We start from the raw sequence: 19,740 nt of genomic DNA, 5'->3' as shown, positions 1-19,740 counted from the left end.
TTGCGCTCTACCAGCTGAGCTATTTTCGCTTATTCATTCATGCTTTTCGTTTAAAGCGATGCAAAGGTAAGTCGAGATTTTATATTTCCAAAAGAAAATGAGAAAAAAGATAAAAATGAATGTAAACGAACTGATTTTCAAGGGCCTTTATTTCAATAAAAAATGAAAGAATTTTATTGACTTCTAAAACAAACAGAAAAACAGCACTCCTTTCTGCCTCTTATCTTAGTGATTTTTCAAAAATACGCTTCAATACTTAAGTAGAAAAAAGTAATATTGTACCTCGTAAGAAATGAAGAAAAAGAAAATCAAAAGAGGCTACAACCATATTTTGATTCTGTTACTTTGATTCTAAAAACTATAAATTGACAGCACTTCATTAAAAAATATTCTAAATAAACTTTTAATGATCGTTAGTGATTTACTTTTATTAAGTGTTGACTATACATTGAAGTGCTATTCCTCTATATCTTTGCGGTATACCTTAGATTTTCATCGAGATCTTATGGATTTGATGATTATCATTCTAAAATCTAGAATTTTTTAGAAAGAATTCGTTATTTTTAAAATGAACTAATATTATGGCAATATCAACTTATCCTATGGATTTCAGTTTTACAGATACTCTTTTTGAAGGAGACAAAGATGGATATGTAGATTTCTTATCAATTTCTATTGATGAGTTTGAATCTGACTTTCCAAAATTAAAATTAGCTTTAGAAGATAAAGACTCTGACCTTTTTAGTGCCGTTAAACACAAGTTTAGTACTAGATTACACACTTTTAACCTAGATACTTTAGAGCGTTTTATGGCTGAAGTTGGTGCAAATTATAAAGAGGATGTCAATTCTGTTGACCCTGTAATGGCGTGGGCTGAGTTAGAACGTCACCTTCGTAACATCTTAGACACATTAAATGAGAAGTTATCAGAGATCAAAAACAGCTAGTCATAGCTTCCATTTGATTTAATTGGTATTTTCCGAAGATATAATGACCTGTATCTCTCGTGCGTAAGCAGCGTAACGTTGAGACAGGTCTTCTTTTTTTAGATTCTTATAATAATCCGAAAGGTTTTTATTGGCTTGAAAACTCACTTCATTTGGTTTACGGAAGAGATGTGAAGCCAACCGGATAGGTTTGCTGTAATAATTTTCGACTGCTTTCTCTTGTTCCCCCTGAGCATAAATGATGTTTCCTATCAATAAATAACAACCTATAGTCTTGATATAATCACGCCCATAGTTTTCTTTGTAGTAGCTCAAAAGAAGCTCACTATAGTAATAAGCCTCCGTAAATTTTTTCTGTTCAAATTTGATCATCGACAGGTTATTGTAAGCTATTGCTTTCCATCTACTTTCACGGTTTTCTTCTAGCTTTTCCACATTGTGATATAATTTCACGGCCTCAACAGTGTCTCCTTTCATTAGTAAAAGGCCTGCCATATCAATGTTTTGAATAGCCAATTGCGTACTGTCTTTTTCGGATCCTATTTCCCATTCAATAGCATATGCTTTATTAGTATATGTCTCTGCCTGTTGGAAATCATTTAAACGTACATAGCATTTTGAGATTAAATGCATTACCTCCGCTGCTTTTAAATTATTCTCACCAAATCTTTCTTGATTCAGTGAAAGTATTTTCTGATAGATTTTTAAGGCAATAACATCTTCTTTTACTCTTTCAAACTTGCCTGCAATTTGTAAATACCATTTGGTAAGCTCAGTAAAATCATTGAAATCTTGATTGGCAATTAATGCATCAGCATAAAGCTTTTCATACCATTGATGAGACAAACCGTATTCTCTCTTGTAAAAAAATGTATCTGCAATTTTCCTCTCATAAGTTTGCCTTCTTTCCGCTGTACCAATGTTGCCTACCAATATTTTCACCACCTTATTTGCTGCTTCATTTGCATCTTGGTGATCTCCTCTTTGTAAGTAAACTTCAGCTAAAGATTCATACTGATTGGCCAATTCGATCGAATTCTTTCCAAATACCTTATTAGCGATCTGAATGGACCTATTTAAGTTCTTAATTGCAATTTTATAAGCTCCAGTTCTAGTTTGTGCTCTGGCGATCCGATTCAGAATCTCTACCATATCTGCCCGGTATTGGGTATCCATTTTTGAAATCAGATTTGACGCTTTGGTGTAATAAGAACTTGCCGTACCAAAGTTTTCAATTTCATAATGAAAATTACCTAAGGTCATATACACATTGACTAATGGAAAATAATGCTCTCGACCTTCCGCTTGTTCGTAAGCTTCCATGGCCTGTTCATAATAGTTAATTGCTATATTGGAGAGTTGGTGGTGCCTAAAAATCTGGGCTAGATAAATATACATATCACCAATAAATGCATAATTGGGTGTAGGGTTGGAACGAAGAATCGCTAATGCTCTTTGGATGTATTGAGAGGCTATATTTGAATAGCCGTTATCTGCAAACTTTTCAGCTATACGTTTGTGGATTAAAATAATACGAAGGTCTGTATTACTATACGTTTCTTTAGCCAATACTAAAACGCTATCAGCTAATGCGGTTGCGTCTAAGTGGTAATTATTTTGGAGTAAAGAATCTAATTCTGCCTGAATTTCAGAGACTTCATGTTCTTTTACTTTTAAAGTATCTTTTTCTAGGGATTGGCCAAAGGAAAAAAAAGGCAATAATAGGCATATACAAAATCCAACAATTTTCAACCACCCTCTATGTATACTACAAATTATCACCTCTCAATTTTTTTTGTCTATGGTATAGACACAATTATTTTATCTCCTCCAACTTTACTGGAGTTAATGGCTTGATTATAATTCCTGCCACTTGATCGTATTGTGCCGCTTTTTTTCTGTCTTCAGATGTTACTTCAGCCGAAAGCATATATACTTTATCATTATCTATATTTTTTGCTTTCAACTGATCCAAAAAGTCCCACCCTGTACTTGGTGGCATATTGATATCTAAAAAAACCACTTCTGGCTGCACTTCTTCCCAAGCGTCTACTGCATCTTGTACATTAAGATAAGTTGTTACGTTTTCACCAAAGCCTGTTTTTTCTATCATTTTACGACAAATCAAATTGTTTGTCGGATCATCGTCAATAACAAAAATATTCTTGTAATTACTCATAGGTAGAATATGAAAATATAATTATTCTTACATGTCAGCACTTACCCCTACAGGTCAGTACTAAATTGCTGTTAAGTTTGAATTTAGAACAAAATCACAAAGTAATAAAGGATTAAGCTAGGTTTCTAATATAGAGGTTATTCGTATTAAAAATTGATTTTTCTTTATCATTTGTCAGACTTTATTCAAATCAGATATTATGAACAATATTAAATACAATATTCGTTGATAATATTATAAATACTAAGACAAATATAAACAGGGTTTTGATTTTTCCTTTTTTACTCCTTCTATTTTAGAACTTGTCACTCACTATTCCCCTTATAAAGCTATCTTCAATGGGAGGGAAATAACAATCTAAAATGCCAAGTTGAACTTAGTTCTAGTACTTAAGCTGCACAAAGATATATTTCTTTTAGGAATTCTGAGTTAAAATAGGACACATAAAAAAAGGTGAGCATTACTCACCTTCTTTCTAACCAATTCAATTATTTAAACTTCCATCGAAATATATTCATTAAAGAATGATACTAAATTCACTCTTTAACTAAGTCAAACAGGAAATTGCGATTTTTGCAATCATTTCCTTATTTGGTTGACTTCTTGACTGTAAACATATTATAATATTAACTATTTCGCAAATAATCAACGTATTATTTTAAACTTTCCGAATAAAAATACTGTTTTGTATCTAATTTATAATCAAAACACTATGCACTCGCGTCATTAAACTATAGATTTAGTAGAGTAATTGTATTTTATACACCGAAACCGGTTTCGGTTATTCTATTACGGATTTAATATTTTTACTAATAAAATAAAGTAGATTTTTAAAAATTTTTCATTGAGATGTATTAACAGTGTCATATTTTATAACCTTAAATAATGGCGATAAACTCTGATTATTAATGATTGACATTTTTTGTATAGCTTTCAACTTCATAGTAACTTGCGGAAATATTTTGACAAAAAAACTTTTCAATGGATATCTCAACTGCTCAACATGCCCTAAAGCAATATTTTGGGTATGACCGATTCAGACCAATGCAAGAAGACATTATCCAAAATGTACTTGCAAAACAAGATACAGTTGTCTTAATGCCTACTGGAGGTGGAAAGTCAATCTGTTATCAAATTCCAGGAATTATTTCTCAAGGAGTAGCCATTGTTATTTCTCCATTAATTGCACTGATGAAAGATCAGGTGGAAAACCTAAAAGCGAATGGTGTTCCAGCTGCATTTTTAAACAGTACGCAATCCTATACAGAAATGAGAGAAGTAGAAGAAGATCTTATCAACGAAAGATTGAAATTACTTTATATCTCTCCTGAAAAATTACTAACATCACAATTTTTAGATTTCCTTTCTAGGGTTTATATCAGTTTTATTGCCATTGATGAAGCACACTGTATTTCTCAATGGGGACATGATTTCAGACAGGAATATACCAAACTTATTTCTTTAAGGCAGCGTTATCCGGATGTGTCATTTATTGCCCTAACCGCAACAGCCGATAAAGCGACAAGAAATGATATTGCTACTCAATTAGGCATGGTCAACCCAAAGATGTTTATTTCTTCTTTTGACCGACCCAACTTAAGCCTGAGAGTTGAAGCTGGACAAAAAAGAATAGAAAAGATCTTACACTTCCTTGCTGAAAGACCCAATCAGTCTGGAATTATCTATTGCTTATCAAGAAAAAATACAGAAAGCCTTGCCACCAAGTTACGTAAGGCTGGACATAACGCATTATATTACCATGCAGGCATACCTGCTGAGGAAAGAGCAAGAGTACAGGAAGGTTTTATCAAAGATGACATTCCTATTATCTGTGCTACAATTGCCTTCGGTATGGGTATTGACAAACCCAATGTTAGGTGGGTCATCCACTACAACCTTCCCAAAAATATGGAAGGGTATTACCAAGAAATAGGTAGAGCTGGAAGAGACGGACTTCCTTCTGATACTTTACTATTCTATACATTTGCAGACGTAATGCAGCTTAGAGACATGGTGGGGGAAAGTGGACAATCACAACTTCAACTTTCCAAACTCGAAAGAATGCAGCAATACTCTGAAACAAGAACTTGCCGTAGACGTATTCTATTAAGTTACTTTGGTGAAAGCCTTGAAAAAGATTGTGGCAACTGTGATGTCTGTAGAAATCCTCCTGAATTGTTTGATGGAACTGTAATTGCTCAGAAAGCGATGTCGGCAGTCATTAGAGCACAAAGAGAAATGAACAAGTCTCTTTCAGCGGGTATGTTGATTGATATTCTGAGAGGTTCTAGACGAATAGATTTAGTTCGTCAAGGCTTTGATCAAATCAAAACTTATGGTGCTGGCAACGACATCTCTTATGATCATTGGCAATTGTATTTACAGCAAATGCTTAATCTTGGATTAATTGAAATTGCGTATGACCATCACAACACTTTTAGAGTCACTAAAGCAGGTGAGAATGTGTTAATGGGTAAGTTTCCTGTTAACTTTGCAAAGTTATCACAATTCAAGGAAACGCCTTCGACTAAAGCTCCGACGAAGAAAGTAACTGCAAAAGAACAATTACGTCAAGATCTGTTTGAGACGCTTAGAGTACTTCGCAAGAAATTGGCTGACAAGGAAAGTATTCCTCCTTATGTTGTATTTAACGATGCTACGCTAAAGGATATGTCTGAAAAAATGCCAATCTCTGTCCATGACATGATTAAGGTATCTGGTGTTGGTGAAACCAAGCTTAGAAAATACGGTAATGAGTTTATTGGAGCAATTGTTCTTTTTGTCATTGCTAAAGCAAAAGAAGGGTACAAAATAAAAGGTAGTTCTCCGCTGTTAACGTATGAATTATATCAGAAAGATTTGACAATTCATGAAATTGCTCAACAAAGGCAACTAAGGGATGAGAGTATCTTAAACCACTTGGCCACGCTCTATGAAATGGGATATAATATTGATATTTTCCAATTCATCAATGGAGAACAACTAGAAGCAGTGGCTGAAGCAATCAGAAATGTAGGTGCGAATCAAGGAGTAAAGGCTATTTTTGATTATTTTAAAGGAGAACTTCCATACAGCTGTATCTATTTTGGTATGGCACATTTTAATAGAACCGTTGGAGCCTAAATTCGGCTCCTCAAAACATATATAATTAAGTAGAACATTATCATGAGTGAAGAGAAAAAGCACAAAGCGGGATTTGTGAGTATTGTTGGAAAACCGAATGTTGGTAAATCCACATTGATGAATGAGTTGGTAGGAGAGAGGCTTTCCATTATTACAAGCAAGGCTCAGACAACTCGTCACCGTATTATGGGGATCATGAGCTCTGAAGATTATCAAATTGTCTATTCAGACACTCCAGGTATCATCAACCCTAAATACGAATTACATGAGTCTATGATGGACTTTGTGGATAACTCACTCAATGATGCAGATGTTGTTCTATTTGTAACAGACATTTTTGAAACTTTCAAAGAGAAAGACGCTCTAATAAAGCTTGAAAAAACAAAGGCTCCGATTATTGTTATTATCAACAAAATTGATCAGGCCAAGCAAGATGATGTATTGAAAAAGGTCACGTATTGGCAAGAGAAATTGAACCCAAAAGTGATTATGCCTGTTTCTGCTTTACATGGTTTTAACGTCCCTGCCATTTTAGATGAAATCTTAAACTTACTTCCTGAACATGAGGCTTTTTATGATAAAGAGGAGTTAACGGATAAACCAATGCGTTTCTTTGTTTCCGAAATTATCAGAGAGAAGATCTTCATGCACTACAAGGAAGAAGTTCCTTACTCTTGTGAGGTAATTGTAGACAGCTATAAGGAAAATGATGATATGATTAAGATCAAAGCTACCATTATGGTAGAAAGAGAAAGTCAAAAAGGTATCATCATTGGTAAAGGGGGTATTAAACTGAAGCATGTGGGAGCTGATTCAAGAAAAGAATTAGAGAAATTTATCCAGAAAAAAGTCTTCCTTGAAACTCATGTAAAAGTTGATGCAGACTGGAGAAAAAATGATAAAAGCTTAAAGATGTTTGGGTATAAAAACGATTAAGTTTCTTCCAATCAAAAAGACCTCTTACAAATTTAAAATGTAAGAGGTCTCTTTGTATATATATATTTCTAATCAAATTTTAATTCTCAACTCTGATAAAAATATTAGCGTCTGTTTCATTTCTCCTATCATCTTCAGCTTTCATTCTCAACTCATAGCTACCTGTATCAGGAAAAACGTATGATTCAGCATAAACTAATGAATCTTCACCTGAGATAGGTTGTCTCACTGGGAACTTCAGTAATAACGAATCTTTGACTCCGCCATTTTCAATATCCTCAGGGTCATAGATCAGTAAGATCATTTCCATACTTAGTGCATTCATATTTTTATCTAAATCCGCTAAGATAAAATTGATTGGAAAATTCACTTCTTTTTGACCTGCAACAGTATCCTTTTCAATATCAGTAAATTTGAAAAAAGGAGTAAAGTTTCTGAATTCCATCGGGATAGTAGCCCTCTCCGCTTCATTCAAAGCCAAGTCCTTTGCATCCAAATGTACATTGTAATCTCCAGTTGCGGCTACTGCCGAATTATCAGAATCAGGACCTGATGCTACTTTAATTGTTCTGAAAATTTCTGTCTGTGCACCTGCTACAGGGAACGTATCAAAATCATTTAAATAGTTCGGTATTCTGAGTCCTGGTGAATCATCTCCACCTAAATATTCAAAAGAAACTGTATAAGATAGCATTCCGTTTTCATCTCTAAAAAAGGCACGCATTTCCAAATCAGTACTTAAAGTATCAACATCTACTTCACCGCTTTTCCCATCATTTCCATTAATATAAAAATACTCAATAACAGGAGGTTCAGTATCCACATACCTTTCACAAGAGGTGAAAAAGCATAATACCGTTATTATTTTAAGTATATATAGAGAGAAGTTTCCCTTCATAATTTCTGTCGTTAGAACTTCTTAAAGAGTAACACTGCTGTTACTACCAATGTGATTACCACAAAGATGTTCAAAATAATCTGAATCATTGGTGTATTATCCATAGATAATAAGGTGTTATCAGCGTTTTTCATCGCATCATAAAATGATCCAAGGTCCGTTTTTGAAATTTTGGCATCTCTTAGGCTTTTACCTTTTACAACTACAGTTCCTTCAGGATATAGTGTTTCGTATTTCTTTGTTCTCGTATTGAAAATAGTCAAACTGATAAAATCCTTCAGATCATACTCACCAGGTTCTTGAGGCTCTATGTAATATACAAACTCTTTTGAACCCACTACTTTTCCATTTGCTCTTTTGATATTCTGAGAAACACTTGGTGGATAGAAAAGTAAATCTTCTGATTCTACTAAATCAGGTTCGCGAATAGACGATATATTACCAACACCTTCTACCTTAAATTCTAACGTTACACTTTCTCCAGTTTGGATCTCCGTATCGCTTAGCTTTTGTCTTAAACGATAATTTCCCACACTTGCAATACTTTTGTATTGACTATTCGGAAGTGGTTTTACTTTTATGGTCTTGCCTCTAGATTTAAAAACTTCTACTGTTTCCTTACTATTTCTACCAAAGAAAGACTGTCTTTGTGCCACCTGATATTTTATCATCTGCAATTCTGTAGGCTCAATCACAATATCTTCCGTGTTCAACGGGTAGAACATGGCTTCATAAATTTTGTATTGACGGTAAGACTTCCCATTGACAGTAACATATTCTGAGTGAACAGATTCTATGTTAAAGTTTTCTTCCCAACAATTTTTTGGTTTTACTTTCTTCAATATTTCAGTCACCTGTTCATCCAACTTATAAAAGTCCATTTCGGCTCTGTTGGTAACAGCTACATAAAATGAGATGTCCATTTTAAAACCTTCACCTCTATAGACGCTATTTTTATCTGTGCTTACTGAGAAGAATGCATCAGCTTCTACATCTATAAATTGTTGGTTTTGTTGATTTCTTGAAGATGATCCACCGCCCCAGAAATCAGCAAAAGGATCATAAACCTGTCTTTGTACAGGAGGACCTACTTTAATGGTTGCTCCATTACTATTTACTGACTTTCCATTTACTGACATAGAAAACGGAGGCAGTTTAAATGTTCCTTGTTTAGTTGGGGCATACATCTGCACTACACTCTGTTGTGTAGATACTTGTCCGTTTATGATTGAGGTCTGACTTGAGTTGGATGGCCTACCTTTTCTAAAACCTTCAATGTCTGGAAATTCAGAATATTTAGTCAAACGACCATTTTTAACAGTTAAAGTAATTTCAAAATTTTCGTTCTGACCAATTTCTGTTCTACCAATAGCAATGCTTACAGTTTGAGCATAGGTAGAGAATGACAACAGCATTGAGCAAATTATAAGAAGTCCAAATTGTTGGATTGAACTCTTCAAAATAAGAAATTTCAATAGTGATCTTTTCATACCGTAAATATCTACAATTCGAAGGAAGAAAAGTTGTGAAAAAAGTTTAAAAAAATGAATTATACCTACTAAAAATGTAACATATACACTATATTAGCGTTACACTTATTAGCAGATGTCAAAATAATTGTTCAACCAAATTTTTAATTTTCAAGAGAACCAAGTAAAACCGTACCCGATCATGCTTGAATATACTAAGGTAATTCTCAAAAAAGTGTCATTTGACAGACATTTATTTTTAAAAGAGTTACGCAAATCTTTGGGAATCCTGTCGATCAATGAAGTACTATCTTTGAGATCTTGGGGTAAATCAAATTTTCCAAAGTATGCCTTCACAATCCAAAACGAGTGCAACAAACACATTAATTCTTATGCACTAGTTGGCTAAAATAAAACATACTCACTCACATTAGAAAGAAGAAATTGATACAGTGGTCACCTAAACCAGAAGGTGATCACTTTTTTTGTGCAAATGAAATATTGCGTTTTAAACCTTCCAGCTTTGTTCTCTTTACCGCTGATTTTCTGAAGATTTCTTTAAAGACTTCTTCTGTAATCTCCTTCCAATCATTTTTAGACATTTCACCCAATTGATCATGAGGTGAAAATTCATCTGTACTATGAGGTTTTGAAAATCGATTCCAAGGGCACACATCTTGGCAAATGTCACAACCAAAGATCCAATCTTCCATTTTTCCCTGAAATTCCGTTGGGATTTGTTCCTTTAGTTCAATCGTTAAATAGGAAATACATTTACTTCCATCAACAATACCTTTTTCTGGAATAGCATCTGTTGGACAAGCATCAATACATCTTGTACATGTTCCGCAGTAATCTTTGATAGGAGCATCTTCTTGTAATTCTAAATCAATAATTAATTCAGCTAAGAAGAAGAAACTACCCATATTTCTATTCAAAAGTAAGCTATGTTTGCCCACCCAGCCTAAGCCTGCTTTTTTGGCCCAAGCTCTTTCCATGACAGGAGCTGAATCGACAAAAACTCTACCTTCTACTTCACCAATTTCAGCATTGATGAATTTCACAAGATCTTTGAGTTTTCTTTTTATCACATAATGGTAATCTTCTCCGTAAGCGTACTTTGCCACTTTGAAGTTGCCTTCTTGTGCTAAATCTTTTTCAGGGAAATAATTATAAGAAAGCATCACTACAGACTTTGCCCCCTCTACTAGCTTGGTAGGGTCTAATCTTTTATCAAAGTGATTGGCCATATATCCCATTTCTCCATGCATTCCTGCTTTTAGCCATTTTTCTAAAGGATCTGCTTCCTCTTCTAAAAAACCTGCTTTAGCAATGCCGCACTCTGAGAAACCAAGGCGTTGAGCCTCTTCCTTTATTAATTTAGAATATTTTTCTTTCTGATTTACCTTATCCACAATGATTATTCAATGCATCTATGGACACTTTTCCACAATGCTCTATCTCATCAATAAAAGCATTATCAATGCGTGCCATACCTTCTGCTTCTTTTGTTATAAACTGAAGTCTAGTCGCACCTATCGTTCCCGCAATACCTTTTAAAGTATGCAACGACTGAAGAAGCAAGGCTTGGTTATTATCAATAATTCCCCCTCTCGCTTCTGAAATCAAATCATAAAAATCACTTTGAAAACTTTTTATGATTGACAACTGCTGATATTCTTCTTGTGCAAAGGTCTTAATTTCTTCCCAAACCTTCATCTTTAATAAAGGAATAGTAGGATATGTTGTAATAAAATTAGGTTTCATAGTCACTATTTTTTACGATATGACTAATACTCCGTTTTAGTTCCCATGTAAGATCTTTTTTTATTTCAACATTTTGATTAAAATCTTCTTCAAACTGAAAAAGTGAAATAATACAACCCAAAAACAAAGTATTCTTTACATCATCAATCCTAAATTGAATTAAAAAGTTCCAATACTCCATTCAGTTATATACAAACATGACAAGTTTAAGCATTATACCTAGCTCAGATCATACGCACGAAAAACCTACAAAAGTTATGTACATATTTAATTATGTACTTCATTAGAGCATATACGTTGTATTACAACACAAGTCACATCAATGGATTACACTATTTCTTAGAATAAGTCAATAAAAATACACAACGTATTCATTTACGTTGTAAACAAAAGGAAATTTGTACAAGTAGCAAGGAAGTATTAACTATCAATCTTCACTCAATTGAATTGATATTTGTAGTCAATAAATTTCATTATTCATATAAATTAGGTGGTTTAGGAAATTTAATGATGATCCTGATTGTAATTAAATTGAAAAAGAATTTTAAAAAATAGTACATTATTACGATACTCTTTATTTTGCAAAAAATTACATACCATGATCATATATAATATCTCTTTTCATGTAGATGATGAAGTACTTTCTACGTGGAAAGAATGGATGAAAACTTATTTCATTCCTGAAGTAACAAATACCAAGTGCTTTAAAAGTCATAAACTGATGAAATTATTGTCTGAAAAAGCAGAATCTACAGGAAGTAACTTTGCATTGATGCTTGATGTAGAGAGTTTATCTGATGCAGACCGTTTTATGAGACAACACGAACAAGATTTGCATATCCAGCTTAAGCAGAAGTTCGGTGAAAAAGTAAGTCAATTCCGCTCTGTTTTAAGAGAAGAAACGATCTAAAACGATTTTTATAACAACATGAACACATTTTTTCGATCAATTTATCTAATAGGATTGTTCCTTATAGGAATAATATCTACTACAAACGCCCAGTTGATTAACCCAGTCAAGTGGAGTGCTGAACTTTCAAACAATTCGCCAAAAAAGGGAGAAGTTATTACTATCACTTATAAAGCGGAAATTAAAGAAGGTTGGTATCTCTATTCTTCAGATTTTGATCCTGACCTAGGACCAATGCTTACTGAAGTAGAATACACTTTAAACAATACATTTGAAGTTGCTGGAGAATTTACTCCTGTCAACCCAAAGAAAAAATATGATGAACTTTGGGAAGGTGATATTACTTATTTTAAAAAGCACGGTGAATTCACTCAAACCCTAAAAGTTCTTGAAGTCCCATTTAAGATTGTAACAAGTATATCAGGGCAAAGTTGTTCAGATGAAACAGGACAGTGTATTCCTTTAAGTAAAGATTTTACATTCGGTGATGCTAAAATTGCAAAAGCTGAAGAAGCTGTTGATACAGAAATAAAGAAGGAAATAAAAGTAGAGCAAGTTGAAAAAGGTGAAATCAAAGCTGTTTCTTCAAGTGGACAAGACACTGAGGAAAGCTTATTTGGTTTTATGCTTTCAGCGTTCCTATCTGGGTTGATTGCAATATTTACTCCTTGTGTATTCCCAATGATCCCTTTAACAGTATCATTCTTTACAAATCAAAGTGGGGGTAAAGCAAAAGCTTTCCTATATGGATTTTCAATTATTGCTATCTATGGTTTTGTAGGTGCTGTACTAGCTCCACTTACTGGAGACGCTAGTATTGCTAATGCACTTTCGACACATTGGATTCCTAATATTCTATTCTTCATTATCTTTATAGCATTTGCTATGTCATTTTTCGGCATGTTTGAAATCACATTACCAAGTTCGCTGGTTAATAAGATGGACAAACAAGCTGACAAAGGAGGCTTAGCTGCTGTATTTTTTATGGCGTTTACATTAGCATTGGTATCTTTTTCTTGTACAGGACCAATTGTAGGAAGTTTATTAATCGAATCGGTTGGAGGGGCTTACTTTAAACCTATTTTCGGAATGGTAGCGTTTGCCTCAGCATTTGCATTACCATTTACAATGTTTGCCTTATTTCCTAGGTTAATGGACGGACTACCAAAATCTGGTGGGTGGTTAAACTCAGTAAAAGTGGTACTAGGTTTTGTAGAATTAGCTTTAGCTTTCAAATTCTTATCAACAGTAGATTTAGTATATCACTGGGGTGTTTTAGATAAAGATATCATGGTAGCAATTTGGATTGCTATTTCAATGATGTTAGGACTTTATTTATTAGGTAAAATCCGTTTACCACATGATTCTCCAATGGACGTCATCAGTCCTCCAAGATTAATTTTAGCTACAATTGTATTCTCATTTGTGATTTATTTAATCCCTGGATTATTTGGTGCTCCTTTGAAAATGCTTTCGGGTATTTTACCTCCACAAACACATCATACTTTTGATTTAAAATCGATTATCCGTGATGAAGTTGCTAACGCGTCTATTGATGCTTCTTCAGAAAAACAGGATATGCTTTACCCAATCAAATACGGAGACATCTTTCATTTGCCTCACGGTCTAAAAGGGTATTTTGATTATGATCAAGCGGTAGAAGCTTCTAAGAAATTTGGCAAGCCTATTTTCCTTGACTTTACAGGACATGGATGTGCTAACTGTCGTAAAATGGAAGATAATGTTTGGTCAGATCCTAGAGTATTGAAGCGTTTAAAAGAAGATTATATCATTCTTGCTTTATATGTAGATGATCCTACTAAATTACCAAAAGATGAATGGGTAACATCAACATTTGATGGTAATGTGAAAAAGACAATTGGAGCAAAAAACTTTGACTTCCAAATCACGAAGTTCAACAGTAATGCACAACCTTATTATTGCCTGTTAAATGACAACGGTGATTTAATGCCTCCTGCAAAAGCTTATGACTTAAATGTTGAAAACTTTATCAACTTCTTAGATGAAGGCGTAAAGTCATTTAAGAAATAAAACAATTAATAGATAGAATTTGGCTTACTCTTTGAAATTTATTCTGAGAGTAGGCCTTTTTTATTATTTTTGGTTTTAATTTAATTCTACAAGGCAATAGTGTCTATTTTTTCTAAGCTTATTCGATTTATTATTTCGCTAAATAAGCTATTGATGTAACTAAACATGAAACATTTCAAAAAGGTTATACAGCTATCTGATTTTACATCCACAATCACACTACTTCTGTTAATCAGTTTATCTTCTTGTTCTATCAAGAAGAGTATTTTGTTTAAAACAGATACAAGTATCAATGAGGAAGTTTTTCTGGATGCACAACAATCTGCCCTTCATAATTACGTCATCAATGTTGATGATAAAATAGCAATGTCTGTTTTCACAAATAATGGAGAAGCAATAGTTGACCCTAATGGAGATTATCTTCAGCCTGATCAGATATCAAAAAAAAATGATTCAGGAGGAAACCTTGGCGGTGGCAATAATGGCAACATGTTGGAAAATCCCAACAGTGTTTTTAATATGAATATTAGACAAAATGGTGATGAGCCAAAAAATTACTTGGTTCAGTCTGATAGCCTTGTAGTACTTCCTTTAGTTGGTCCTGTTAATTTAGTCGGGTTAACACTCGATGAAGCGAACAAAGTGTTAGCAAAAAAATATAGTGAATTCTACTTAGATCCCTATGTAGTAACAAACTATATTAATAAGAAAGTAATAGTAATGGGAGCTACTGGAGCTAATATTATTCCATTACGTTCTGAACATATGACATTATTAGATGTAATTTCGCAAGCTACTCTAAGTGGGCAAAATAATGGTAATAGCAACAGTAATGGTATTCCTGTACAGAATGACATTATGGCTACCAATATTAGAATGATACGCCCTGATCCTGTTTATGGCTTAAATAAACCAGCGGTTCAGCTTATTGATTTAAGTACAATACAAGGCATGGCAAAAGCGAATTTACATGTAATGCCTAATGATGTAATTTATATTGAACCTAGAAGAAAGTCTGATACAAGAAACTTACAGGATGTTACTCTCATGGTTAGTGTTATATCAAGTGTAGTTTCTCTATATTTATTGATACAGCAGATATCTACGGGTAATTAATCATAAAAAAATAAAAGTCTTTCAATGACTGATTTTGATAAAGAATTTGACGATTTCGATAGAGAAGAAGGAAGTGTAACTGATAGTATTGATCTTGACAAACTAGAATATGTTGTCAAGAAAAATATCATTTGGGTGCTTTTGCTTATTTCTCTCACTTCAATATGTGCTTATTTATATATTCGTTGGTCTCCGCGTATATATCAAGCAACAACAATAAACCAAGTTAAGCTTACATCATCCTCACAAGAGTTTGCAGAAAAATTTGGCCTTGCAAGTAATTCTCTGAATGATAATAAATTAGCAAGTGAGATGGCATTAATTACATCAGGTGTCACTTACAATCGAGTACTCGATTCGTTAATTGATTTAAAATTGAGTTATTATTCTGTAGGAGAAATTAGAGACTCTGAACTATTTGGTAGAAATGTACCTTTTTCTGTATCGTTCCCTACAAGTAAAACTCCATCATTAGTCAATAAAGTAATTTATCTTAATTTCTCTGAAGACAATAAGCGATACAAACTAACCTATAACAAAGGAAAAAATACTGTTGAAGGATTCACTGGAAAACCTTTATTCTTAGAAGGTGCAAGTATTGTCATTGATGCAAAATCAAAGTCAACATTAAATAACAATTACTCCTTCATCATCAACTCAAGATCTTCACAAGTAGGTTTCTTGAGGCGAAATATCAGCGTTCAGGTATTTAACCCTAAAGCGAACACCATACAAATTTCCTTTACTGCTGGTAATAGAGAAAAAGCAATTGCAGTACTACACGCAATCAACTTAGCCTACAGTCAGCTATCAAGAGAAAGTAAAGCTTTAGTGTATGAAAGAGCACTTGATTATCTGTATAAACAAGCTGATCTTACCAAAGATTCTCTCTCACTACAAGAGCGAAAGTTAAGACAGATTAGTTACAATAAAGACCTTACCTCATACATGGATGCAGGTCCTATTGTAAGTAACATTCAAGAACTTGAAAAATCTCTCAATGAACTTAGAGGAGAACGAAAGAAATATCAAAAGTTGAGACATTTTTTGGAAGCCGATAGTAGTATAGTCTACATACAAGCTTATGCAACAATTCTAACAGATGGAAATATTGCAGCCAATTTAAGTGAGTTAGCTCAACTAGAAGCACAAGCCAATAGGATAAAAAACTCATATACTGAGAAAACAGTTGCAAGTAATGCTAAACTTGAGTTATACAAAAAATTACGTTTTGAAGTCGCTGAATCCATTAAGTTTGCAGAAGAATTCCTAACCGAAAATATTGTAGAACTTCAAGGGGAGATTGGTAAATTAAAACATGTTTTTTATCAAAATATTGGAGGTGACCCTGACTTTAAAAAAATTGAAAAAAGAGTAGAAATTTATACGAATATTTTTGACCTCCTAACCAATAAAATGATCGAGGTTAGTATGGCTCAAGCTAGTACAATTGAAAGTTCTGCGGTCATCAACTCTCCTAACGCTAGTCAAGTTCCTATTGCACCAAGAATAATGTTTATCTATGGTGTAGGTGTAGCCGTTGGTGTTTTCTTATCCGTTATCCTGATCTTAATTGTTTATATAAGAATGGATAAAATCAGCGGACTAAAACACCTGGAAAGGAGAACAAATATGCCTATTCTTGGCTTAATCCCTGAATATACCAAAGAAACAATGGCTGTATCCAAGTTGGTCGTATCAAATGATCCAAAATCCACAATGAGTGAGGCGTTTAGATCTGTTCGTACCAATTTGAACTTCATGATCAATGATGTTGATAAAGACAGCAAACACAAAATTATCTCCGTTACTTCAACGATAAGTGGTGAAGGAAAAACTTTTATCGGTTCCAACCTTGCGGGTATCATAGGCATGGCTGAACAGAAAGTTGTCATGGTTGACCTAGACCTTCGAAAACCGAAAGTGCACCTTGCTTTTGGAGGTAACAATATCAAAGGTTCTTCTTCAATTTTAATCGGACAAACTACCATAGAAGATTGTTTGCAAGACACTAATGTACATAACCTAAAATATATCAGTGCAGGTCCTATACCGCCTAACCCATCAGAGTTGGTGATGTCCACAAACTTTTCAACGTTTTTAGAGAACTTAAAGAAGGAGTTTGATGTTATCGTTCTGGATTCACCTCCAATTGGCCTTGTAACAGATGGAATGATTATCATGCAACATGTTACTCACCCTATCTATATTCTAAGGGCTGATTACTCTAAGGTATCCTTTATCAATAATGCTGATAACCTTTATAAATCAGGGAAGTTTAAAAATATTTCACTTATTCTTAATTCCGTTCCTGATAGAAGAAGTTACGGTGGTTACGGCTATGGATACGGAACGATGTCTTACAGTGCTGGTGGTTTTGGCTATGGATATACCTATGGCTATGAATCTGATTTGAACCCTGAAGATGCTGCGTACTTTGATGCTAAATCAAAACCATTCTGGAAGAAAATTTTTAAGAAAAAGAAAAAATAATCCACAAAAAACGTAGTTCTATATATAGGTTAGTAATTATTCAATTGTTTTAAAGTTTTTATTATGAGTTGGTTTTCACGTCTTTTTTCCACCAATAAAAAAGAAATTAAAGAGGTCATTACCACTCCTCAAGGTCCTGCTCTTACCATGGACATGCATGCTCATTTTTTACCTGAACTTGATGATGGAGCTTCAAGTTTAGAAGAATCAATGGCCATTATCAAAGGGCTTCATCAATTAGGTTATAAACACTTAGTGGCAACTCCACATATTATGAGTGATTTTTATAAAAATACACCTGAGGGAATTGGTAAAAAAGTTGATCTTGTTAAAAAAGAGATAGTCAAAGAAAACATCGATATTACAATTGAATTTGCAGCTGAATATTACCTTGACGATGGCTTTCTTTTAAACCTAAGAAATAAAAAACCATTTCTAACTTTTGGTAAAAACTACTTACTAATCGAAACATCATTTATCAATCCTTGTTTATTTATTGACGAAGCAATCTTCATGGCTATTTCTCAGGGATACCAACCTATTATTGCACACCCTGAAAGGTATTCCTATGTTTTTGATGATTACGAAGAAATCAAAAGATGGAAAGACATTGGAGCTATGCTTCAAATCAATGCCCTGTCTTTACTAGGGTATTACTCCTCAAAGTCAAAAAATATTGCTGAAAGACTTATTGATGATAATTTAGTGGATTTTATAGGAACTGACTGTCATAAACCGAAACATTTAGAAGGGTTAAAAAAGGTTCTCAATTCATCTTATTATAATAAATCATTAGGTTTGAACCTGAAAAACAATCAAATTGCAACTTTTTAAAAGAAACAGATAAAAGTTTGGCACTACTAGGGAAAAAAGTTTTTGTAACTGGGGGAACCGGTTTTGTAGGAGGATATATCATTCAAGCCTTGCTCAAAGAAGGTGCTCAAGTCATGGCTATGAACGGCATTCAAAATGATAAATCTTTTCTTAAAAACGAAAGTGATCAGATAGAATGGGTAGATGTTCACTTGTTAGATCCCAGTAAACTATCCGAAGTACTGCAAGAAGTGGAGTACATTGTACATGCTGCTTCCATTGTTTCTTTTAATACCTCAAGAGAAGAACTACGTGCTGTTAATGTAGATGGGACTGCCAATCTTGTCAATATTGCTTTACAATCCAACATCAAAAAATTTGTCTTTATAAGTTCAATTGCCGCTCTAGGTATTCCAGAGTTTGGAGATCATATCAACGAATCATCTAAATGGACGGGCGAAAAGGGTATGTCTCAATATGCTATTTCAAAATACAATGCGGAACAAGAAGTTTGGAGAGGTTTCAGAGAAGGTTTAGATATGGTTATCTTAAACCCTTCCGTAATTTTTGGAGTAGGTGATTTCAAACGCAGTAGTCTATCTATTCTTAATTACATCAAAAAAGGTGTTAAGTTTTACCCTAGCGGACTTTTTTCTTCTGTAGACGTTCGAGATGTTTCTCAAGGCGTAGTTAACGTTCTAAATCTTCCTATTACTGGAGAACGCTTTATTTTAAATGCAGCTAACCTTCCTTTCAAAGAAGCATTAACTATCATCAGCAAACAACTTAATGTAAACCCTCCAGTCAAAAGCATCTCTCGATCCACTGTATTGTTTATTTATTACATCAAGAAAATCTTATCTATTTTCAGTAATAAACAAAATGCTCTCACAAAAGACCTTATCAATACGTTGTTTTCTACATATCAATATCAAAATACCAAAGCGGTAGAAAAGTTGAATATTAATTTCCATTCTTTAGAAGAAACAATGCTTTGGATTAATTCAAAACAATAGGGAAATATCGATCGCTATACG

Annotated in this window: 15 protein-coding genes; 9 read left to right on the top strand and 6 right to left on the bottom strand. The window is 33.7% G+C overall.

All coding sequences use genetic code 11. The features are described 5' to 3' along the window. Nucleotides 1–581: 581 nt before the first annotated feature. Complete coding sequence (locus PL77_RS24295) at nucleotides 582–947, top strand: hypothetical protein (RefSeq protein WP_044211212.1); 366 nt, start codon at nucleotides 582–584, stop codon at nucleotides 945–947. Between the two features lie 18 nt (nucleotides 948–965). Here the strand turns inward: PL77_RS24295 and PL77_RS24290 are convergent, their stop codons facing one another. Together PL77_RS24290 and PL77_RS24285 are read right to left on the bottom strand one after the other, a co-directional pair. After that, nucleotides 966–2,666 carry a tetratricopeptide repeat protein gene (locus PL77_RS24290; RefSeq protein ID WP_044211210.1) on the bottom strand — a complete coding sequence of 567 codons (1,701 nt, stop codon included), beginning with the start codon at nucleotides 2,664–2,666 and terminating at the stop codon, nucleotides 966–968. A 97-nt stretch (nucleotides 2,667–2,763) separates the two neighbouring features. After that, complete coding sequence (locus tag PL77_RS24285; RefSeq protein ID WP_044211207.1) at nucleotides 2,764–3,126, bottom strand: response regulator; 363 nt, start codon at nucleotides 3,124–3,126, stop codon at nucleotides 2,764–2,766. Nucleotides 3,127–4,107: 981 nt separating this feature from the next. Here PL77_RS24285 and recQ point away from each other — a divergent pair. Both recQ and era read left to right on the top strand, forming a co-directional pair. After that, nucleotides 4,108–6,249, top strand: coding sequence for a DNA helicase RecQ (gene recQ / locus PL77_RS24280; protein ID WP_044211205.1), 2,142 nt, complete (start codon nucleotides 4,108–4,110; stop codon nucleotides 6,247–6,249). A 42-nt stretch (nucleotides 6,250–6,291) separates the two neighbouring features. Further along, nucleotides 6,292–7,185: a GTPase Era gene (era, locus tag PL77_RS24275; RefSeq protein WP_044211203.1), complete on the top strand. Its 894-nt coding sequence runs from the start codon at nucleotides 6,292–6,294 to the stop codon at nucleotides 7,183–7,185. 79 nt (nucleotides 7,186–7,264) lie between these two features. Here era and PL77_RS24270 read toward each other — a convergent pair whose 3' ends face one another. From PL77_RS24270 to PL77_RS24255, 4 genes are all read right to left on the bottom strand, one after another. After that, nucleotides 7,265–8,083, bottom strand: coding sequence for a hypothetical protein (locus PL77_RS24270; protein ID WP_156152516.1), 819 nt, complete (start codon nucleotides 8,081–8,083; stop codon nucleotides 7,265–7,267). 11 nt (nucleotides 8,084–8,094) lie between these two features. After that, on the bottom strand, nucleotides 8,095–9,573 hold the full coding sequence (locus PL77_RS24265) for a BatD family protein (RefSeq protein ID WP_082026713.1): 1,479 nt from the start codon (nucleotides 9,571–9,573) through the stop codon (nucleotides 8,095–8,097). 455 nt (nucleotides 9,574–10,028) lie between these two features. After that, the gene (queG, locus tag PL77_RS24260) at nucleotides 10,029–10,967 is read right to left on the bottom strand and encodes a tRNA epoxyqueuosine(34) reductase QueG (RefSeq protein ID WP_044211196.1); all 939 of its coding nucleotides are present in this window, start codon (nucleotides 10,965–10,967) and stop codon (nucleotides 10,029–10,031) included. After that, nucleotides 10,960–11,319, bottom strand: a complete 360-nt coding sequence (locus PL77_RS24255) for an Hpt domain-containing protein (protein WP_044211194.1) — start codon at nucleotides 11,317–11,319, stop codon at nucleotides 10,960–10,962. The genes queG and PL77_RS24255 overlap by 8 nt, the downstream gene beginning before the upstream one ends. Before the next feature lie 598 nt (nucleotides 11,320–11,917). Here PL77_RS24255 and PL77_RS24245 point away from each other — a divergent pair. The 6 genes from PL77_RS24245 (at nucleotide 11,918) to PL77_RS24220 (ending at nucleotide 19,719) form a co-directional block, all read left to right on the top strand. Beyond that, nucleotides 11,918–12,229: a DUF4286 family protein gene (locus PL77_RS24245; protein WP_044211191.1), complete on the top strand. Its 312-nt coding sequence runs from the start codon at nucleotides 11,918–11,920 to the stop codon at nucleotides 12,227–12,229. A gap of 18 nt (nucleotides 12,230–12,247) precedes the next feature. Further along, nucleotides 12,248–14,281: a cytochrome c biogenesis protein CcdA gene (locus PL77_RS24240; RefSeq protein WP_044211189.1), complete on the top strand. Its 2,034-nt coding sequence runs from the start codon at nucleotides 12,248–12,250 to the stop codon at nucleotides 14,279–14,281. A gap of 165 nt (nucleotides 14,282–14,446) precedes the next feature. Further along, nucleotides 14,447–15,397, top strand: coding sequence for a polysaccharide biosynthesis/export family protein (locus tag PL77_RS24235; RefSeq protein ID WP_044211188.1), 951 nt, complete (start codon nucleotides 14,447–14,449; stop codon nucleotides 15,395–15,397). 24 nt (nucleotides 15,398–15,421) lie between these two features. Continuing rightward, nucleotides 15,422–17,890, top strand: coding sequence for a polysaccharide biosynthesis tyrosine autokinase (locus tag PL77_RS24230; RefSeq protein WP_044211186.1), 2,469 nt, complete (start codon nucleotides 15,422–15,424; stop codon nucleotides 17,888–17,890). Nucleotides 17,891–17,953: 63 nt separating this feature from the next. Beyond that, nucleotides 17,954–18,724: a tyrosine-protein phosphatase gene (locus PL77_RS24225; RefSeq protein ID WP_044211183.1), complete on the top strand. Its 771-nt coding sequence runs from the start codon at nucleotides 17,954–17,956 to the stop codon at nucleotides 18,722–18,724. Between the two features lie 17 nt (nucleotides 18,725–18,741). Beyond that, on the top strand, nucleotides 18,742–19,719 hold the full coding sequence (locus PL77_RS24220) for an NAD-dependent epimerase/dehydratase family protein (protein WP_052444689.1): 978 nt from the start codon (nucleotides 18,742–18,744) through the stop codon (nucleotides 19,717–19,719). Nucleotides 19,720–19,740: the final 21 nt, after the last annotated feature.

It is taken from the genome of Flammeovirga sp. OC4 (assembly GCF_000812565.1).
In the GTDB taxonomy this organism is placed as follows: Bacteria; Bacteroidota; Bacteroidia; order Cytophagales; family Flammeovirgaceae; genus Flammeovirga.
This window is presented reverse-complemented; position numbering and strand designations above follow the sequence as displayed.

Coding starts and splice junctions, on each gene's coding strand:
- PL77_RS24295 (WP_044211212.1), top strand. CDS start 582: ATGGCAATATCAACTTATCCTATGGATTTCAGTTTTACAGATACTCTT.
- PL77_RS24285 (WP_044211207.1), bottom strand. CDS start 3,126: ATGAGTAATTACAAGAATATTTTTGTTATTGACGATGATCCGACAAAC.
- recQ (WP_044211205.1), top strand. CDS start 4,108: ATGGATATCTCAACTGCTCAACATGCCCTAAAGCAATATTTTGGGTAT.
- era (WP_044211203.1), top strand. CDS start 6,292: ATGAGTGAAGAGAAAAAGCACAAAGCGGGATTTGTGAGTATTGTTGGA.
- PL77_RS24270 (WP_156152516.1), bottom strand. CDS start 8,083: ATGAAGGGAAACTTCTCTCTATATATACTTAAAATAATAACGGTATTA.
- PL77_RS24265 (WP_082026713.1), bottom strand. CDS start 9,573: ATGAAAAGATCACTATTGAAATTTCTTATTTTGAAGAGTTCAATCCAA.
- PL77_RS24255 (WP_044211194.1), bottom strand. CDS start 11,319: ATGAAACCTAATTTTATTACAACATATCCTACTATTCCTTTATTAAAG.
- PL77_RS24245 (WP_044211191.1), top strand. CDS start 11,918: ATGATCATATATAATATCTCTTTTCATGTAGATGATGAAGTACTTTCT.
- PL77_RS24240 (WP_044211189.1), top strand. CDS start 12,248: ATGAACACATTTTTTCGATCAATTTATCTAATAGGATTGTTCCTTATA.
- PL77_RS24235 (WP_044211188.1), top strand. CDS start 14,447: ATGAAACATTTCAAAAAGGTTATACAGCTATCTGATTTTACATCCACA.
- PL77_RS24230 (WP_044211186.1), top strand. CDS start 15,422: ATGACTGATTTTGATAAAGAATTTGACGATTTCGATAGAGAAGAAGGA.
- PL77_RS24225 (WP_044211183.1), top strand. CDS start 17,954: ATGAGTTGGTTTTCACGTCTTTTTTCCACCAATAAAAAAGAAATTAAA.